We start from the raw sequence: 16,111 nt of genomic DNA on the forward strand, positions 1-16,111 counted from the left end.
GTTTGGGCAATTAAAAAGGGAAAAGTCTCATTCACACAGACTCTCCCCAACTAAATTCTATTTTTCATTTCTCATTTGCAACTGCCGTTCAAAACAGAATCGGATAACGTATTGACGCTCAACTTGATTGATTGTCTCAAATTGTAATGAGGCAATTAGTCTGCCATCTTTCTCAAAAACCCTTATAACCCGTGCATCAGCTTTGACATATTTAATTTCACGGTTCATGAAAGGTAGCACGATGGTCAGCGATAACAGCTCGTCTTCTTTGAAAGTGTCGGGGTTAAGGAGAGTTAGCGCGACTCCGCCTGCGCTAAGGTCTGCCGCCACAAACTGGCTGAAGCGTCCATCTTTCTCAACAGCAATATCAATTGCTGATTCTACCCGTACAAATTCACGTCGTTGAATCTTGATAAGCTGTTCATCACCAGGATAGGATAATTTAATCATTGGAATTCCCTTATTAAGGCGGCCGCTCACTTCAGTCCGGAAAGCATAAGACATTTTCATACTATCTATGAATGTAACGTGCAACTGCGTGCCATCCATAAAAAATGCTGTCCGTCCCGTCTCAATATGGCTTGGGTAGTCAATCATTACGAAACCGTCTCCTATATCAACCACTTTACTTTTGAACTTTTCGCTATCTTTTGTAAAGTCTTTATCGATAACAATAATCGTCCCAACCGAAAGTAGCATATTAAAGCACCCGCCATCCCTATGTCATATGGTCTAGCTTCAGGCGCTATCGGCGCGTGTCGCTATTCATAGATACTATTATGTCATGACGGGATGGAAATTCCAATGACTATTTACACTTCATTTTACTGTAATTTCTCGGTTTTAATCACTTCAGAGGTCTCCGTATCGACGATTACTGCATATGTGCCTATTTGCCCATTCTCATTTATCGTAACTGTCAAATAGTGCGTTAGCCTTTGTTCTAACCGATCATTTTCAACATATGCATATTCTTCTTTGACAATTTCGACGCCCGAATGGAAAAATGTCTTCCAATTCTTCTTCGTGATCGGCTGTCGTTCAGTCTTCTCTTTCCGAATATACTCGGACGCATCCAGACCAACGATGCCCGCATTATCTTTTGCAATCTTTAAATGGATTACATCTGAAAATACTTTCGCTCCATATTCCGGTTCTACTCTGACAAATACCATATGCCAAGCCGTATTATTTTCCCTTGCTTCCTCGTAAACAAGGTCCTTATAACCTGCATCTTTTAAAAACGTCTCTGCTTTCTTTTTAAGTTCGTCAAACGGCTGAATCTCCTTGCCAAATGGCCTTTCTGTAAGGAATGAAAGGACATGCCCCCCTTTTTCCGTGATATCAATATAACCGACTGACTCAGCTTCGGCAAAACGAATGTGATAAAACGGATAAGGTGAGCCTGGTTGACTCATTTCTACACCGATAGTCTCATTAGATAGGTGTGGAAAAAGTTTTTTGAACTCAGCTATGGCCTCTTCACGAGTCACTTCAGGATCCGCAATATTTTTCAAATCTTTTTTCTTCATAGAATCCGACTCACTTGCTGTCAGTGGGAAATCACTCTCCGTATACTGTTTAACACTAGTACCCATAGCGGTCCAATCATGGCCTGAATCAGCAACATCCAATCTCTTTTTCCAACCGTCTATCGATAAATTCCCACTTACCATGCCCGCAGTTGCCACTTGCCACTCATCCGCCATTGAGCGAAGGTTCTTAGAAGCCAGCTCCATAACCCGGTGATATTCGACGTTATCGGCTACACGAGTTGCTTCCTTGGCATAATTACCAAGACGTCCAAGATAATTCAACCACGATGTTGAAAAGCTTGGATCCATCGGTAATGAAGAAACAGAGTTTTTAATATCGGATGACAGACGCCAAATGTCATCTCGCGCTTTTGAGGATCCATCCGCCTCATTAAATAATAAAGTCTTTTTCACCGCATTATCCAATTCTTCCAGTTTCTCCGATGCATCTGTCATTTTACTGGCGTATTGTCCACTTAGTGCGATAGATAATTGTTCATTTTCAGCTGCTTTACCGTAAGAAAAGATTGAAAGTGCTGCTATTGAGTACACTAATACAAAAATCATTTTTTTCATATTTCGGCAAAATATCGCCGGAAACTTTCGTTGTTTCCGGAAAATTCCGCCTCCCCTCCTTTATCACTAGTTTTCAATACTTTTCCGTATTGATTAATTGGCAAATATATGCAAACCAATTTTTTTAATTTGAGGTCGTGACCAAATCCACTTGCTCGTCGCTGTAATTGGATTGAAGTAGTAAATTGCATTTTCGGAAGGATCCCATCCATTAATAGCATCGAGAACGGCTTCTTTTGCCCGTTCGTTCGGTGTTAGCCAAATTTGCCCGTCAGCGACCGCTGTGAAAGCAAGCGGTTGAAAGATGACACCGCCAACTGTATCTGGAAAATCTGGATGTTCAACCCGGTTCAATATGACTGCAGCTACTGCAACTTGCCCTTCGTACGGTTCTCCTCTTGCCTCACCATAGACAGCATTCGCCATCAGCTTAAGATCCTGATCCGAATATTTTGCTGGCAATTGGATATTTTCCGTTTTACCCGCTCCTTGACCTACCTGAGATGCAAGCGGTTTACTTCCGTAATACGTGAACTTATTCCCTTTATTCAAATTATCTTTTACGAACTTCTCATCATACTGTGATGCATCCACCAATTTTTTCCGAGTCTTCAATCCTGCAATTCCGTCTACCGGAAGTCCATACTTCTCTTGGAAATTGCGCAATGCCCAATAGGTTCCATAGCCAAATGTTCCATCAATCGTCCCAGTGTAATAACCAATATACTGAAGTCTCGACTGCAGCTCGATTACATCATCTCCAAATGCGCCGCGTGCGACATTTTGGGAACTGAATGCTTTTATTTGGACAGGTGAGGTTGCATAAGCACATCCAAGGAGCAAGATGATTGTTATCATACGGATGACCAGTTTTTTCACTTTCATTCCTCCTTTTTCTATAGTTTGTCCAAAATCAGCAATATTATTAACAAATAAAAAATGATCCAGCAAAAGCTGAATCACTTTGTGTTTGTTCGTGCTTTGCGTCTGAATTGCTGCATTGCGAACGTATGTGCATATTTAACTCTAGTTAAGCCAAACCACCAAAGAAACAGCATGAAAGGTATAATCAGATAGAGCCAGAGATTATCTACAGCGAGGATGCCATTATAGATGAAGTGAAGACTATATGGGGCAAGGAATGCTAGAAACAAATACATATTGATGTTTGATTCTACTGCAAATTTTGCTCGGCCAAAATAATAGCCCATTACTACACCGAATAGTGCATGACTGGAAACCGGCAATAAAGCCCGAAGAAATGCGGTGTCCGCTCCAAATGTAAGTAGATAAATAATATTTTCAACCGTCGCAAAACCTAATGACACGCTGGCACCATATAAGATCCCATCGTATGCATCTTCAAATTCAACATGCCTATAAATGGCAAGCAACAGGATGAGCCATTTAAAGAACTCCTCAAGTCCACTTGTAAAAATAACATTCCGAATGAAAAAGTGGGAGAAGATGTTTTCCTCTTCAAATACGTGTTGGATAAACATTATCGGAAAAGTCATGATAGCGCCGTATATGAATGTATGAAATAATGTAAGTGATGGTTCTTTCGCAATCTGTTTTCTCAAATAAAAATAGCTAAAGAGCGCCAATCCCGGCGCAATCGCTACAGTGAACAATATGAACATCGGCCGGCCCCCATTTTGCTTTATTATACCATGATTTCCCTTAAACAGGAGGAACTACTATGAAGAAAAACATTCTGCTTGTTCATACAGGCGGTACGATCTCAATGGAACTGGATACCAAAACCGGCGGAGTAATGTTAAGTGCTGCAAATCCTCTCGCATTAGAAATAGACAACATCCAGCAATTCGCCAACATAACAGAAGTGGAAGCTTTTAATTTACCTTCTCCACATATTACACCAGCACGAATGCTTGAACTCGAAGAGCTGATCTCCCGTCTGACGGAGAATAATTCCTTTGATGGTATTGTCATTACACATGGCACAGACACGCTTGAAGAGACAGCGTATTTCCTTGAACTCTCAACAAATTTCAATATCCCAATTGTATTGACGGGTGCAATGCGTTCTTCCAATGAAATTGGATCGGACGGCGTCTATAACCTGATGTCAGCTGTCAGAGTTGCCGCAGCAGACGACGCAAACGATAAAGGGGTACTCGTCGTACTTAATGATGAAATCCACACAGCGACGAATGTGACGAAAACACATAGCAGCAGTGTCTCTACTTTTCAAAGTCCGCAATATGGACCCATCGGCATTGTAACGAAGTCAGCCATTCATTTCCACCATGCACCATTATCAAGAACCTATCTCCCTGTCGTGTCCATCAACAAAAAAGTAGCCATGTTTAAAATCTATGCGGGAATGGAATCCGACTTGCTTGTTTCGATATCTTCTCTTGGCTATGACGGTGTCGTACTTGAAGGACTAGGACAAGGGAACGTCCCACCTGATGTGGTCGGCGGAATCAGACGTCTACTTTCTGAAGGTCTTCCAGTCATCCTAGTTTCCCGATGCTTCAATGGGATTGCACAGGATATTTATGCGTATGAAGGCGGAGGTAAGATGCTGAAAGATATGGGTGTGCGCTTTGAACACGGGCTCAGTGGCCAGAAAGCACGCTTAAAACTATTACTCGAACTTTGTACGAAGTAAAATTGTTGTAGATGTAAATGTCAAAAAGCTGCCCTTCAACCTGTTTTCCTAGATTGAAGGGTAGCTTTTATTTTATACTATTTTGTTTTGCATCAATCGTACGCGCAATTATTTCACCATGAAACTTACCATTTTCGATGAAAATCTCATTGGCATTATTCCCCGCAGCAATAACACCTGCAATAAAGAGCCCTTCGACATTCGTTTCCATTGTTTCTTCGTCAAAAGAAGGGCGACCGCTTTCTTCTTCAATCGAAATACCAACCTTTTTTAGGAAAGTGTGATCGGGATGATAGCCAATCATTGCGAAGACATAATCATTTTCAATGTCAAACAATTCCCCTGCGATATCAATCGTGACGGAAACATCCGTGATTTTGACAACATCCGCATTAAAATGCATGGCAATTTCACCACTACGAACAAGGCTATCGAAACCAGGTAAAATCCAGGGCTTAACACTTGGTGAATAATCGGAACCGCGGTAAACAACTGAAACCAGTGCCCCAGCACGTTCCAATTCGAGAGCAGCATCGATGGAAGAGTTCTTTCCTCCAATTACAACCACTTTTTTTCTGAAGTAAGGATGTGCCTCTTCAAAATAGTGGAAGACATTCGGGAGGTCCTCCCCTTCAATACCGAGATGATTTGGATTGTCGTAGTAGCCAGTCGCGATTACCACATTAGTTGCTAAATACTCGTCTTTATCCGTCAAAACATGGAATCCCGTACTTATTTTCGCAACATCAACTACCTTTTCAAAACTATTGATAGGAATTTCTTTCAGTTCCGCAACTTTCCGGTAATAAACAAGTGCGTCATTCCGCTTTGGTCTATCTATAGCCGTTATAAATGGAATATCCCCTATAGACAACTTCATACTTGAACTGAAAAACGTCTGATGCGTCGGATAATGATAAATCGAATTGACTATATTGCCCTTTTCGATAACAAGAACATCCAGTCCCTGTTTTTGCAGTTCTATTGCTGCTGACAGGCCACATGGACCTCCCCCTACCACTATTACATCTTTTTGTATCATTTTATTTAATACACTCCTTTAGTACACTTCTCCATAATTTATGACGATGACGTGACATTCAGGCGCCGCACCAAGCCTCAGTGGCAACGTAGACGTGCCGTATCCATTACTGATTAGCTTCGCTCTACCCTTCTTCAATCGGAACGATCCTTTTTCCTGTAGACCGTATTTCCCGATTCGAATTTGTCCGCCATGTGTGTGCCCCGCAAGCATCAATCGAGGCTCATATAACTGCTCCACTTTCCTAAAAAGCGAAGGCGTATGCGTGACCAAAATAACATTGTCATACTGACTGACAACACGGAGGGTCGAGTCAATATCGACATTACGACTTGACGGATCGTCCGTTCCAGCTATACCCCAACGCGGATGTCCAGGAATAACACTACTTTCGTTGTCAAGGATTTTCCCGCCATAACGAGTAATAATCTCTCGCATTTCTTCTTCTCCAACTTCACGGTCATTATTACCCCAAACATAAAATAACGGTCCCAATTGCGCTAACTTACGGATATTTTCAGCTATCCGTACTAGTGGTACTCCTCTTTCAGCTAGATCACCGCCAATGATAACAATATCGATATCATGGGCAGATTGAACTTTCGCTAGCAATTTATCATCGATTTTACGCCGATGGATATCTGAAATGAAAAATACCGACATTTTTTTGTCAGCCTGACTATCAGACGCGACATTCATATTATGGTAAATAACATTCCGTCTTCTAGCACTCATAAACATATATATTAAAAATCCAATCATCAGCGAAACAGATGACCATATCATTTTATTAACCGTAATCATGCCCACCTTTCATATGATAAGCGCAAAGTGCCGTGTAGATGCGACAGGCACAGGGCGGACCGGCGAAGCGGCATTCTTTTGCCGATTTGCCGGGTTCACTTATGACCCGAACGTCTGGCGCTTGGAGCTTGACACAGTTCCGTGTCAAAAAACCCAGATTTCCCTATTATCATAAGAAAAAGGCAAAGAATCTATACTTCGCCTTTTTCATACTGCTATTCCTCAAGGAATGACAAGTCTCTGTCCAACCCCAATTTCATTCGATGTTAAGCCGTTTGCGCTTTTGATTTTTTCGACGCCTCCACCGTTACCATAATATTTCAAAGAAATACGATAAAGGTTTTCATTACTACCAACCGTATGCGTTTTTGCTACTGGTTTAGACTCCGGTTTTACTTCCGGTTTCTTCTCCGGCTTCGTTTCTACTTTTACTTCTGGTTTCTTTTCTGGTGTTGGATTGACATTCACTACTGGTTTAGATACTGGCTTCTCCTCAACTTTTGCTTCAGCTTCAGTTTTCACAGCACTCTTTTCGTCCTCATTACTAGTTGCTTTTTTTTCATCGTCTTTATCAGCATCAGCAGTTTTTTCAACTGGCTTTTCACTGTTCATTTCAAAGAGCGTGCCGGTTTCCCCACCTTTTGCTGACGTACGATCACCCGGAGTATAAAAATCGGAAATAATATACACTAAAATGAGTACCGGAATAAGTGTGAATAACCCAAGAATAACATTAATCATCGTATGGCTGGATTTCTTTTTAGGTTTACGACCTTTCCTATGCAATTCGCTACGCGATGGAAGCTTGCTAACCTCATGACCATCGTCTAGACCGATTTCCTTCCTGTGCTCTTCAAAGTCAGTCTTATAATCATCATTTTTCATCGCTACATTCTCCTATCACATCGTGCTATTCTTTCATTATGACGAATTTTGTCGTAAAAATCAAATACACCTTGCTGTATTTGCACCAACAGGATATTGGTTACTCAGAGGGGCGATTGAACTGCAACTTTCCTTGTTCCACGAGTCATCAGGCATAGTTCTTCAGAATGAAGTTAAATGGACAACGGATCTGTTATCCAAGAAGCCCCGTCAACCTTTCCTCCCAATCCACCATTCGTTTATCCAACACGATTGTTTTTTGTACATCAAGCTTTAGACCATCCGCTGTTCCACAAACCGAACAGCAAAACTTCGGTTTCATTCCACATGCCTCGCCGAAAAAACCTAAAATCTCTTCCCGAATACATCTTTCAGAATGAACTAATCGAAGCATCGTCTGTAGTTGCGCTTCTTTTTCACGTATCAATTCAGACATACGAATAATGACATCTTCAATCGGCATCCGTTCGATGTAGTAGTCTATGACACGTTTTCCTGTTTCGCTAATCCGTGCCAGTTCAGCTGCTTCAGCAGGCGGATAGTTCTCTACGAGAAGACTTTTATAGTGCTTGATTTCCCATTCTTGAGGGAGATCGTCTTGGATAATGAAACGCGTTCTTCCTTCGTCATCGGACGAAAAAAGTAACGTCGCTGCCGCTAAATCACCATCACGTCCCGCACGCCCCACTTCCTGAATGTAACTTGCGATAGCTTGAGGTACATGTTCATGGATCACTTGACGGATATCGTCTTTATGTATACCCATTCCAAACGCATTTGTAGCACATATCCAGCTAATTTCACCAGTGATAAATTGTTCCTGAATGAACGCTCGATCTTCTTGCTCTTTGCCGGCGTGATAAGATGCCACAGAAACACCCTCCAGCTGAAGAAGCTGAGATAGTTCATCAGCCCGCTTTCGCGATGCCACATAAATGATTCCAGGACCCGCCGTCGTTACTATACGATTCTTAATCCACTCCGTTTTCATCATCCCATTATCAACTTTGACAATTGAATAAGAAATATTAGGGCGGTCCAACGAATGTTGATGAATTGCAGGCATTTGAAGTTGCAGATACCTGCAAATATCAGCCTTTACTTTATCATCGGCCGTTGCGGTAAGAGCCAAAATACCTGGTCGATTCAATCCTTCAAAAAATTCTCCTAGCCGCAAATATTCTGGTCTAAAATCAAATCCCCATTGAGAAATACAATGAGCCTCATCAACAACAATTAACGACAACTGAATGTTACGAAAATGAGCAGTCACATTTTTTTGCAACAACATTTCAGGTGATATAAAAATGAATTTATAGCTGCCTAATTCCCCCATTATTCTGTTTTTCTCCGAATAAGAAAGAAATGAGTTTAACGCAACAACCCTTTTTTCACCGTTCCTTTTCATGATTGCCACCTGGTCTTCCATCAACGCAACGAGTGGTGAAACGATTAAGACAGTACCTTCAAGTACATAGGCAGGTAATTGGTAGCAAAGTGACTTCCCTATACCTGTAGGTAAAATTGCAATCGTGTCCTTGCCCGCAATCACATCTCGAATGACATCTTCTTGTCCTGCCCTGAATTGATCAAAACCGAATCTCTCTTTTAATAATTTGTGAATAGCCATTAGTTGCCCCCTCCCGTCCGCGCACCTAAGATGAGACGAAGTTGAAAATAGGAAAGCGTTTCGAATTCAGATTTCAGCAAGCGAAGTCTACGGGTTCCAATTTCCTTCACTTTTCCAGCTACTGCTTCTGCATCTTCCTCAGAAACAAACTGTGTTAGCGGAAATTCTGTATCATTAATAGACATTTCTACAAAATGATCTTCAATTGTACTCTGTTTCAAGTTGCGCGCCATCGCAATTTCTTCAAGAGAAAAGCCACGATCAAAAAGTTGCTTCGTTTTTACAGAGGAATCCGTCAAATATGTCGAAACCTTGACGCTTTCAGCTATTTTTCGCAAAAAAGGCAAATCAGGAGACAGAATAATGACAGCAAGCATCATATGTAGACCTTCTATAAATAGTAGACGGATATCGAATGGATTTAGTTTCAAATTATCTGCTAACTGATCCCATGTCCAGCCTGTCAGTCCGAAACCACTTAAGCGATGAGTGATAATTGTTTTTTGTCTTTCATCCATTTCACTTCGAGTAATACATAGCCGAATTTCTTCGCTGACGCCTTTAGCAAATACTGGATCACTGATTCGCTGATTATGTAGTAGCATTTTAACAAAAGTTTGAATATCACGGTCTTTTTGAGCGGGCATAAACGATTTTTCCTTTGCTTTGAAATTCGAAACCGTCTGCACAACAAGCGATAACCTTCCGAAAAAAATCATTTCCCTTCCTCTATAATCCCAGCCGTTAAATCGGTAGGACGGTAATTTGCCAACTTCCACGCGACCTTGCTCCGTCAGTTTGACGAAAGAATCATCCATTGTTGAGATGAAACCCCTATCACTTAACTGTTTAGCCGCCTCATCGAATCGTTCAGCTGTCAGTTTTGGTACAATACCAAAGAATTCCTTCAAACCATAATATTCAACATCTTGCAGTGTTTGTCCCGATCTTTTGCCGCGTAATAGGTGAAGTCCCGCATAGATTGTTCGTTCACCGTCTATTCTGCCTATGATGGTTAATAGTATTGAAGATAGTTTCATTTTGAATTCCTCCGATTAACAAATGTTTTTTGTTGAAAACTCTTGTCAACATCATTAGAATGAAAGGTGAAGTAAATTGTTTGTACGGAGAAAAGAGGAGAGAAAGACTATGCCTAAATATACAATCGTTGATCAGGATACATGTATAGCGTGTGGTGCGTGTGGAGCTGCTGCCCCGGATATATACGATTATGATGATGAAGGAATTGCTTATGTTATCCTCGATGATAACATGGGAACAGCTGAAGTTCCAGAAGAACTGATGGAAGACCTAGAAGACGCTTTCGATGGCTGCCCAACCGATTCTATCAAAACCGCCGACGCACCATTTGATGGCGATGCACTTAAATACGAAGATTAACTAGGCAATCGCTGTCGATAACAGAAGTCGCTTTAAAACTACGACAACTTGTCGTGCGGGCTTCCAGACAGACGTTACTCTACAATAGTGTTAAAGACTCGTGAGTGGCTCTACCAATTGGCTGAGAGACCACTGTCACGAAGCTAGATAAATCGAACGTGGAAAGGTCGTCCTGGAAAATCCCGGGACGACCTTTTTTTATATTATGAAGTTAATTGGGTACGCTGTTGTGCAATCCATTTTTTCATACTCTTGAAAAGCAGCATGGAAATAATCATTAGCATAATTCCCTTGATCAAGTTAAATGGTAGAACTCCTAAAACAATAAAAGTAGCTAACTCATTCCCTGCCATGGCTGGGAAATTCATGAAATACGTATACATTGGTAAAAACAGTAGGTAATTCAAGACACTCATGCCAATAGCCATCGAGACAGTTCCAGCAATGAGGCCTCCAGCTAGACCAATAGATGTTTTAAATTTATTAAAGATAAAATAAATCGGCATTATGAAAAGCACGCCTGTTGCAAAGTTTGCAATTTCACCAACAGGAACACCTGTCGGGCTACCTGACATGAACCAGTGCATTATATTTTTAAGCAGTTCGACCGTAATACCTGCTACAGGTCCCATCGTCATTATTGCCAAAACCGCTGGAATCTCACTGAAATCAATTTTCAGGAATCCAGGTAGTGCAGGTAATGGGAAGTTAAACTGCATCAAAACAGTTGCAATACTCCCTAACATCGCGATGAGAATCATCTTTCGCAACTTTTTGTTATTCATTTGTTCCTCTCTCCTTTTGCGATTCACTTCAAAAGAGGAAAGGCCGTTCCACCTTGTTTATGTCGACAAAAAATCCCAAAAGCAAATAAGCTCGAGGGATTTGAAAGGTATACTCAAATAGAGAGTAGAAAAGAGACTATTTCTTTCTCTTTTAACCCACATTTAAATAAGCACCTCTTTTTGTAGACAACACAAAAAGATGGCCGCACCTTCACCTTCTCCCATCCAGACTATACTGTCGGCTCCGGAATTACACCGGTATCAGCTGTTAAGCTCGCGGGCTTGGAAAGTGACTTTCCTTTACCGCCGGTCGGGAATTACACCCTGCCCCGAAGATGAATCAATATTTTGTTACAACCTTATTGTATACAAAAAAAAGACCTTTGTAAACAAGGCTGTTTACAAAGGTCTTTCTATTTACTTCAATATAAGTGGAAGTGGATTAGATCCAACCGGTACCGGTAAAGGCTGGCTGAAGTTAAAACCGTTCCATTCTTCTTGAACGACATTTTCGAATTGAAGCTGTTCACCAAAATCAGCTGCTGTCAGGAGCATGCCCTCAATCATTTGCATCGCTTTTTCCGGCTCCATCGCGTCCAAATCCAGTGGTTGTGTGAATTTGATGGTCGTCAATTTGTCATCTGCCTTTACTTCAAAATTTAAAGTACTTGGAATGACTGGCTTGAAAACATCATTCGGCTTCACTTTCATTTGCTGTAATGCCTCGTTCAACGATGGCTGCGGTTGGGAAAAGTTCGATGTAAGAAACTGCTGTCCATCTTGTTGTTCAAACATATAGTAATTCAAATGATTACGACCACTTTTCAAAATCAACGGTGTGCTCGGTTGACCTACTTCAGAGAACATGGTCGCAGTTCCATCCTCGTTCTCAAATCGGACCTCCTGATAACCGTAAAACGTATCTTGTAAAGAGTCGAGATAGACTTCCATCGATCCCGAACCTATGTCATAACCATGACCTTGCGGTAGCTGGTGGATAATTACATGATCCTCTGCGGCTATATTGCCTTTATAAGGATGGTACTCTTGAAAACCCAGTGCACTTTCATCGAGACGACTCGCATACTTTTTGTACAAATCATAACTCGTTGGCTCCAAGAAACCAATATCCTCATTGATTTGACTGTTCGGAATGATAAATGTAACGGCAATGCTTAAAGCTTGATCACCTGCAAGACCTAAATGGAATAGTGTACTATCGGTAACGTCTTCGGAGTAGACAGCAAAATGGTGTGTCCTCCCTGTTTCAGATGCCATCTTAGTAGAAAATCCATCCATTGTGCCCATTTCCGCTTCTTCATCCGTACTCGATTCATTTTCCAAACTCGCACCTCTTGCAGAAGGCTCGGCGTCCTCACTTTGCATCATTTTATTGTCGGTACTTTGATCCTTCATTGACAATTCATTTTCACCAAACATAGAAGGAACCAACAGGCCGATAACAAGCAAAGCAGCAACAGCGACAAGTGCTGGCATCCATTTCTTTGATTTTTTACGGTGAGGCGTATTCAGCCGTTCATCTTGCTTCAGCCGCGCCAGTATTTCCGACATTGGACGATTATCTGATATGTCAGGCACATCACCGAGGAGTTTTTCAATCTTGTTGTCGTTCCAATCTTTGTGGGTCATCTAGTTTCCCCCCTTCTGTCGGAAGAGCATTCAATTTCTTTTGTAATGCTTTGATCGCCCTATGTTGTGTTGTCTTCACTTTGCCTTCTGTCCAGCTAAGAATTTCGGCTGTTTCAGCTATGGAAAGATCTTGGAAATAGCGCATGATGATAACCATTTTCTGATCACCAGTACATGTATTAAGTGCTTGCAGCAGCTCTTGCATCTCTTCACTGAGTGTTACGATTTCTTCCGGCAGGATACCTGTCGATACGAGTTCGCTCTTTTCCCAGTCGAATTTATCGAACAGATGCTTTTTACGAACTGTAATTTTCCTGAAATGGTCGATTGCTACATTTTTAGCAATTGAAAAGAGCCATGTCTTCTCGGAACTTTTCCCCTCAAAACCGGCGTAGGCACGCAGTACCCTCACATAGACTTCATGCATGAGGTCCTCAGCATGGTCACGGTCTCTCGTCAAATAGATAAGAAACTTGAACACATCCTGATGGTACTGTTCGTAAAGCCGATGGAAAACGGAGTCGTCCATGAAATACCCCCGTTCTATCAATTAGTCGTATTTCAAGCTATTAAGTTACATCTTTTTTAAGGGCAATATGCAACTGAAAATCGTTCCTTCAGTGTCGCCTTTTGTTGCAGCGATCTTGCCACCATGTGAGTCGATAATGCTTTTCGCGATGGCGAGTCCAAGACCTGTTCCACCTTTTCCTCTAGTTCTCGCTTTATCTGCTTTGTAAAAACGTTCGAAGATATACGGTAAGTCCTCTTGCGGAATTCCAACACCTGTATCTGTCACTGTTATTTCAATCATATCAACTTGTTTTTGTATTCCAAGTCTAACACTTCCCCCATCAGGTGTATGGCGGATTGCATTGTCTATTAAATTCGTCAATACTTGCTCCATACGGTCTTCATCTACATTTGAAATGAGTACTGTATCTTCCAAGAATTCGAAAGTCAAATCGACATTTGCTTCACGCGCAACTTGCATGAATTTATTGACTATCCGGTCGAGAAAAGGAATCATCGATAGATCGTCTTTGTAAAGTCGCATATGTCCTGATTCCATCCTTGCAAGATCGAGAAGATCCGTCACAAGTCGGCCCATCCTTTTCGATTCATCGTGTATGATCTGTACCATTTCGTCGCGCTCTTCATCACTTGTTATAACTCCATCAATAATGGCTTCACTATACCCCTGCAACATAGATATCGGTGTCCGAAGTTCATGAGATACATTTGCTATGAAGTCGGATCTAAGTTTCTCAAGCTTATGCTGATCTGTCATATCACGTAAGACAGCAACTGCCCCACGAATACTATTTCCGCTATACAACGGGCTAATAGAGATTCCATAAAACTGTCCACCTAATTCTAATTCATCTTCAACTTCCTCAGCGAACGTAATAACATGTTCAAGCATATGAAAAATCGCCGGTGGGATATGATGGTTACCCTCTTGTGCGCCATTTTTAAAATACCAATTCTGCAATAACTGTTCAGCTTGTGGATTACTTAGCAGGATTGTATAATCTCGATTAAATGTAATGACAGCATCAGTCATCGATGTAAGGATGCTTGAAAGCTGCTCTTTATCCTGATTAATAAGTTCAACGTGATATTTAAGCTGTCTACCCATCTGATTGAATGCAGTTGCAAGCTGGCCAATTTCATCATTTTGCATTACAGGCAATCTTGTATCGAAATTCCCTTTCGATAATTCAAATGCCGCCTGCCTCAATCCACGTAAAGGGGAAGTAATTCTTGTTGACAGGAAAAAGGCGAAAAATGTTGTTAAAATAAAGGCAATAAATGCTGATAAGAATACGATACGTGTAGTACTTTCTGTTGTCCTATGGACGGCTTCAAGGCTTTGATAAATGATAACTGAGCTACCGAGTTGCTCTCCTTTTTCAAGTGGATAGGATAGAACAAGGTATTGTTCCATGACATTCTCTTCATTAATCGAAGGTAAGATCATCTCTTTTACAACTTGTTTATTATTCTTTTCAGCTGCATAAAACATGGATTCATAGAGCACTTTATTTTCTATTCTATCCTTGTTCAATCCTTTATGGAATGAATGCGTAACTTCCCCATTGGTATCGACAATCATCGCATTCGTTTCGTCGTCAAGAATGTCATCAATAATCAAGTTCATCGAAGTTTGACTTTCGTGATCATTAACAATTTTCCCGATCGTTGTTGCTTCCCTTCGCAATGATTCCTCAGCCTGTTGTGTATGGAAGTCATCTAGGAATTCAAGGAGCAAGGCCGTAACAATAAATAATACAAAAGAAACGAGAAGCAATATGGTTGCCCATAGCTTCCCGACAATTGAATTCCATATTCTATTCATTAGGAATCTCGAACTTGTAACCGACTCCCCAAACAGTAACAATCATTTTTGCTGCTTGTTCAGAAACGCGGCTTAGCTTTTCACGTAGCCGTTTGACATGCGTATCTACTGTACGGAGATCTCCGAAAAATTCATAATGCCACACTTCTTTTAACAGCTGCTCTCTGTCGAATACTTTGTCAGGCGACTTCGCAAGAAAATAGAGCAATTCGTACTCTTTCGGCGTCAGCCCAACTTCTTCTCCTTCAGCTGTAACCCGGTGTGCATCGTGATCTATCGTTAATTGAGGGAAGACGACCAAGTCCTTCGATGTAGAAGATGAAGCGGCACCTGGAAACGTAACAGACCTTCTAAGAATTGCTTTAACCCGCAGAACAACTTCACGCGGACTAAAAGGCTTCACTATGTAATCATCAGCACCAGACTCAAAACCAGTTACTCTGTCTGACTCTTCGCCTTTTGCCGTCAGCATCATGACAGGCGTCATAATTTTCTTTTCTCTTAGTTCTTCTAGCACTTCTAATCCATCTTTTTCAGGCATCATCAAATCGAGTAAAATACAATCATAGTTATTCACAAGCGCTTTTTCGAGTGCATCCGCGCCATCGACAGCCTCTTCGACTTCATACCCTTCACGAGTAAGATACATATTTAACAGACGACGGATTCTTTCCTCGTCGTCTACTACTAACAACGTCACTTTTTCTTCCATAAATGATTACCCCTTTCAACTAGCTACTATCCTCATTGTACAAGTCGTTGTGCAAAAAAGAAACAGAAAAGCCGTAGCGACGTTCTTAAGC

Annotated in this window: 16 protein-coding genes and 1 riboswitch; of the genes, 2 read left to right on the plus strand and 14 right to left on the minus strand. The window is 41.4% G+C overall.

The window, feature by feature from the left end; translation table 11 throughout:
- Positions 1-57 precede the first annotated feature (57 nt).
- The 4 genes from ACP8HG_RS08180 to prsW all read right to left on the minus strand — a co-directional run bounded on the left by ACP8HG_RS08180 (position 58) and on the right by prsW (position 3,754).
- Positions 58-699 carry a flagellar brake protein gene (locus ACP8HG_RS08180; protein WP_067210408.1) on the minus strand — a complete coding sequence of 214 codons (642 nt, stop codon included), beginning with the start codon at positions 697-699 and terminating at the stop codon, positions 58-60.
- A 125-nt stretch (positions 700-824) separates the two neighbouring features.
- Positions 825-2,111, minus strand: a complete 1,287-nt coding sequence (locus ACP8HG_RS08185) for a PepSY1/2 domain-containing protein (RefSeq protein ID WP_067210410.1) — start codon at positions 2,109-2,111, stop codon at positions 825-827.
- 93 nt (positions 2,112-2,204) lie between these two features.
- Positions 2,205-2,969, minus strand: coding sequence for a spore cortex-lytic enzyme (gene sleB / locus ACP8HG_RS08190; protein WP_370570005.1), 765 nt, complete (start codon positions 2,967-2,969; stop codon positions 2,205-2,207).
- A 101-nt stretch (positions 2,970-3,070) separates the two neighbouring features.
- The gene (gene prsW, locus ACP8HG_RS08195; RefSeq protein ID WP_067210413.1) at positions 3,071-3,754 is read right to left on the minus strand and encodes a glutamic-type intramembrane protease PrsW; all 684 of its coding nucleotides are present in this window, start codon (positions 3,752-3,754) and stop codon (positions 3,071-3,073) included.
- A 59-nt stretch (positions 3,755-3,813) separates the two neighbouring features.
- Here prsW and ACP8HG_RS08200 point away from each other — a divergent pair, with 59 nt between their 5' ends.
- A complete protein-coding gene (locus ACP8HG_RS08200) occupies positions 3,814-4,752 on the plus strand; it encodes an asparaginase (protein WP_340742323.1) in 939 nt (312 codons plus the stop codon).
- Between the two features lie 67 nt (positions 4,753-4,819).
- Here ACP8HG_RS08200 and ACP8HG_RS08205 read toward each other — a convergent pair whose 3' ends face one another.
- From ACP8HG_RS08205 to ACP8HG_RS08225, 5 genes are all read right to left on the minus strand, one after another.
- A complete protein-coding gene (locus ACP8HG_RS08205) occupies positions 4,820-5,794 on the minus strand; it encodes a YpdA family putative bacillithiol disulfide reductase (protein ID WP_067210418.1) in 975 nt (324 codons plus the stop codon).
- Between the two features lie 18 nt (positions 5,795-5,812).
- Positions 5,813-6,580: a metallophosphoesterase gene (locus ACP8HG_RS08210; protein ID WP_438298471.1), complete on the minus strand. Its 768-nt coding sequence runs from the start codon at positions 6,578-6,580 to the stop codon at positions 5,813-5,815.
- A gap of 240 nt (positions 6,581-6,820) precedes the next feature.
- Positions 6,821-7,483, minus strand: a complete 663-nt coding sequence (locus tag ACP8HG_RS08215) for a LysM peptidoglycan-binding domain-containing protein (RefSeq protein WP_067210423.1) — start codon at positions 7,481-7,483, stop codon at positions 6,821-6,823.
- 193 nt (positions 7,484-7,676) lie between these two features.
- The gene (locus ACP8HG_RS08220; RefSeq protein ID WP_067210425.1) at positions 7,677-9,113 is read right to left on the minus strand and encodes a RecQ family ATP-dependent DNA helicase; all 1,437 of its coding nucleotides are present in this window, start codon (positions 9,111-9,113) and stop codon (positions 7,677-7,679) included.
- Entirely contained in the window at positions 9,113-10,153 is a 1,041-nt protein-coding gene (locus ACP8HG_RS08225; protein WP_067210428.1) for a helix-turn-helix domain-containing protein, read from the minus strand. The genes ACP8HG_RS08220 and ACP8HG_RS08225 overlap by 1 nt, the downstream gene beginning before the upstream one ends.
- Before the next feature lie 109 nt (positions 10,154-10,262).
- On the opposite strand from ACP8HG_RS08225, the gene ACP8HG_RS08230 reads away from it, so the two are divergent.
- Positions 10,263-10,514, plus strand: a complete 252-nt coding sequence (locus ACP8HG_RS08230) for a ferredoxin (RefSeq protein WP_067210431.1) — start codon at positions 10,263-10,265, stop codon at positions 10,512-10,514.
- 203 nt (positions 10,515-10,717) lie between these two features.
- Here the strand turns inward: ACP8HG_RS08230 and ACP8HG_RS08235 are convergent, their stop codons facing one another.
- From ACP8HG_RS08235 to ACP8HG_RS08255, 5 genes are all read right to left on the minus strand, one after another.
- A complete protein-coding gene (locus ACP8HG_RS08235; RefSeq protein WP_187045144.1) occupies positions 10,718-11,299 on the minus strand; it encodes an ECF transporter S component in 582 nt (193 codons plus the stop codon).
- Between the two features lie 209 nt (positions 11,300-11,508).
- A riboswitch (FMN riboswitch) is annotated at positions 11,509-11,640 on the minus strand.
- Positions 11,641-11,716: 76 nt separating this feature from the next.
- A complete protein-coding gene (locus tag ACP8HG_RS08240) occupies positions 11,717-12,949 on the minus strand; it encodes a hypothetical protein (protein WP_187045145.1) in 1,233 nt (410 codons plus the stop codon).
- A complete protein-coding gene (sigX, locus tag ACP8HG_RS08245; RefSeq protein WP_187045146.1) occupies positions 12,915-13,478 on the minus strand; it encodes an RNA polymerase sigma factor SigX in 564 nt (187 codons plus the stop codon). Before sigX ends, ACP8HG_RS08240 begins: the two co-directional genes overlap by 35 nt.
- A 45-nt stretch (positions 13,479-13,523) precedes the next feature.
- Positions 13,524-15,308 carry an ATP-binding protein gene (locus tag ACP8HG_RS08250; protein WP_187045147.1) on the minus strand — a complete coding sequence of 595 codons (1,785 nt, stop codon included), beginning with the start codon at positions 15,306-15,308 and terminating at the stop codon, positions 13,524-13,526.
- Positions 15,301-16,020, minus strand: coding sequence for a response regulator transcription factor (locus ACP8HG_RS08255; protein ID WP_067210448.1), 720 nt, complete (start codon positions 16,018-16,020; stop codon positions 15,301-15,303). The genes ACP8HG_RS08250 and ACP8HG_RS08255 overlap by 8 nt, the downstream gene beginning before the upstream one ends.
- Positions 16,021-16,111: the final 91 nt, after the last annotated feature.

The organism is Sporosarcina sp. FA15, assembly GCF_051550195.1.
GTDB classification, from domain to species: domain Bacteria; phylum Bacillota; class Bacilli; order Bacillales_A; family Planococcaceae; genus Sporosarcina; species Sporosarcina psychrophila.

Coding starts and splice junctions, on each gene's coding strand:
- ACP8HG_RS08180 (WP_067210408.1), bottom strand. CDS start 699: ATGCTACTTTCGGTTGGGACGATTATTGTTATCGATAAAGACTTTACA.
- ACP8HG_RS08185 (WP_067210410.1), bottom strand. CDS start 2,111: ATGAAAAAAATGATTTTTGTATTAGTGTACTCAATAGCAGCACTTTCA.
- sleB (WP_370570005.1), bottom strand. CDS start 2,969: ATGATAACAATCATCTTGCTCCTTGGATGTGCTTATGCAACCTCACCT.
- prsW (WP_067210413.1), bottom strand. CDS start 3,754: ATGTTCATATTGTTCACTGTAGCGATTGCGCCGGGATTGGCGCTCTTT.
- ACP8HG_RS08200 (WP_340742323.1), top strand. CDS start 3,814: ATGAAGAAAAACATTCTGCTTGTTCATACAGGCGGTACGATCTCAATG.
- ACP8HG_RS08205 (WP_067210418.1), bottom strand. CDS start 5,794: ATGATACAAAAAGATGTAATAGTGGTAGGGGGAGGTCCATGTGGCCTG.
- ACP8HG_RS08210 (WP_438298471.1), bottom strand. CDS start 6,580: ATGATATGGTCATCTGTTTCGCTGATGATTGGATTTTTAATATATATG.
- ACP8HG_RS08215 (WP_067210423.1), bottom strand. CDS start 7,483: ATGAAAAATGATGATTATAAGACTGACTTTGAAGAGCACAGGAAGGAA.
- ACP8HG_RS08220 (WP_067210425.1), bottom strand. CDS start 9,113: ATGGCTATTCACAAATTATTAAAAGAGAGATTCGGTTTTGATCAATTC.
- ACP8HG_RS08225 (WP_067210428.1), bottom strand. CDS start 10,153: ATGAAACTATCTTCAATACTATTAACCATCATAGGCAGAATAGACGGT.
- ACP8HG_RS08230 (WP_067210431.1), top strand. CDS start 10,263: ATGCCTAAATATACAATCGTTGATCAGGATACATGTATAGCGTGTGGT.
- ACP8HG_RS08235 (WP_187045144.1), bottom strand. CDS start 11,299: ATGAATAACAAAAAGTTGCGAAAGATGATTCTCATCGCGATGTTAGGG.
- ACP8HG_RS08240 (WP_187045145.1), bottom strand. CDS start 12,949: ATGACCCACAAAGATTGGAACGACAACAAGATTGAAAAACTCCTCGGT.
- sigX (WP_187045146.1), bottom strand. CDS start 13,478: ATGGACGACTCCGTTTTCCATCGGCTTTACGAACAGTACCATCAGGAT.
- ACP8HG_RS08250 (WP_187045147.1), bottom strand. CDS start 15,308: ATGAATAGAATATGGAATTCAATTGTCGGGAAGCTATGGGCAACCATA.
- ACP8HG_RS08255 (WP_067210448.1), bottom strand. CDS start 16,020: ATGGAAGAAAAAGTGACGTTGTTAGTAGTAGACGACGAGGAAAGAATC.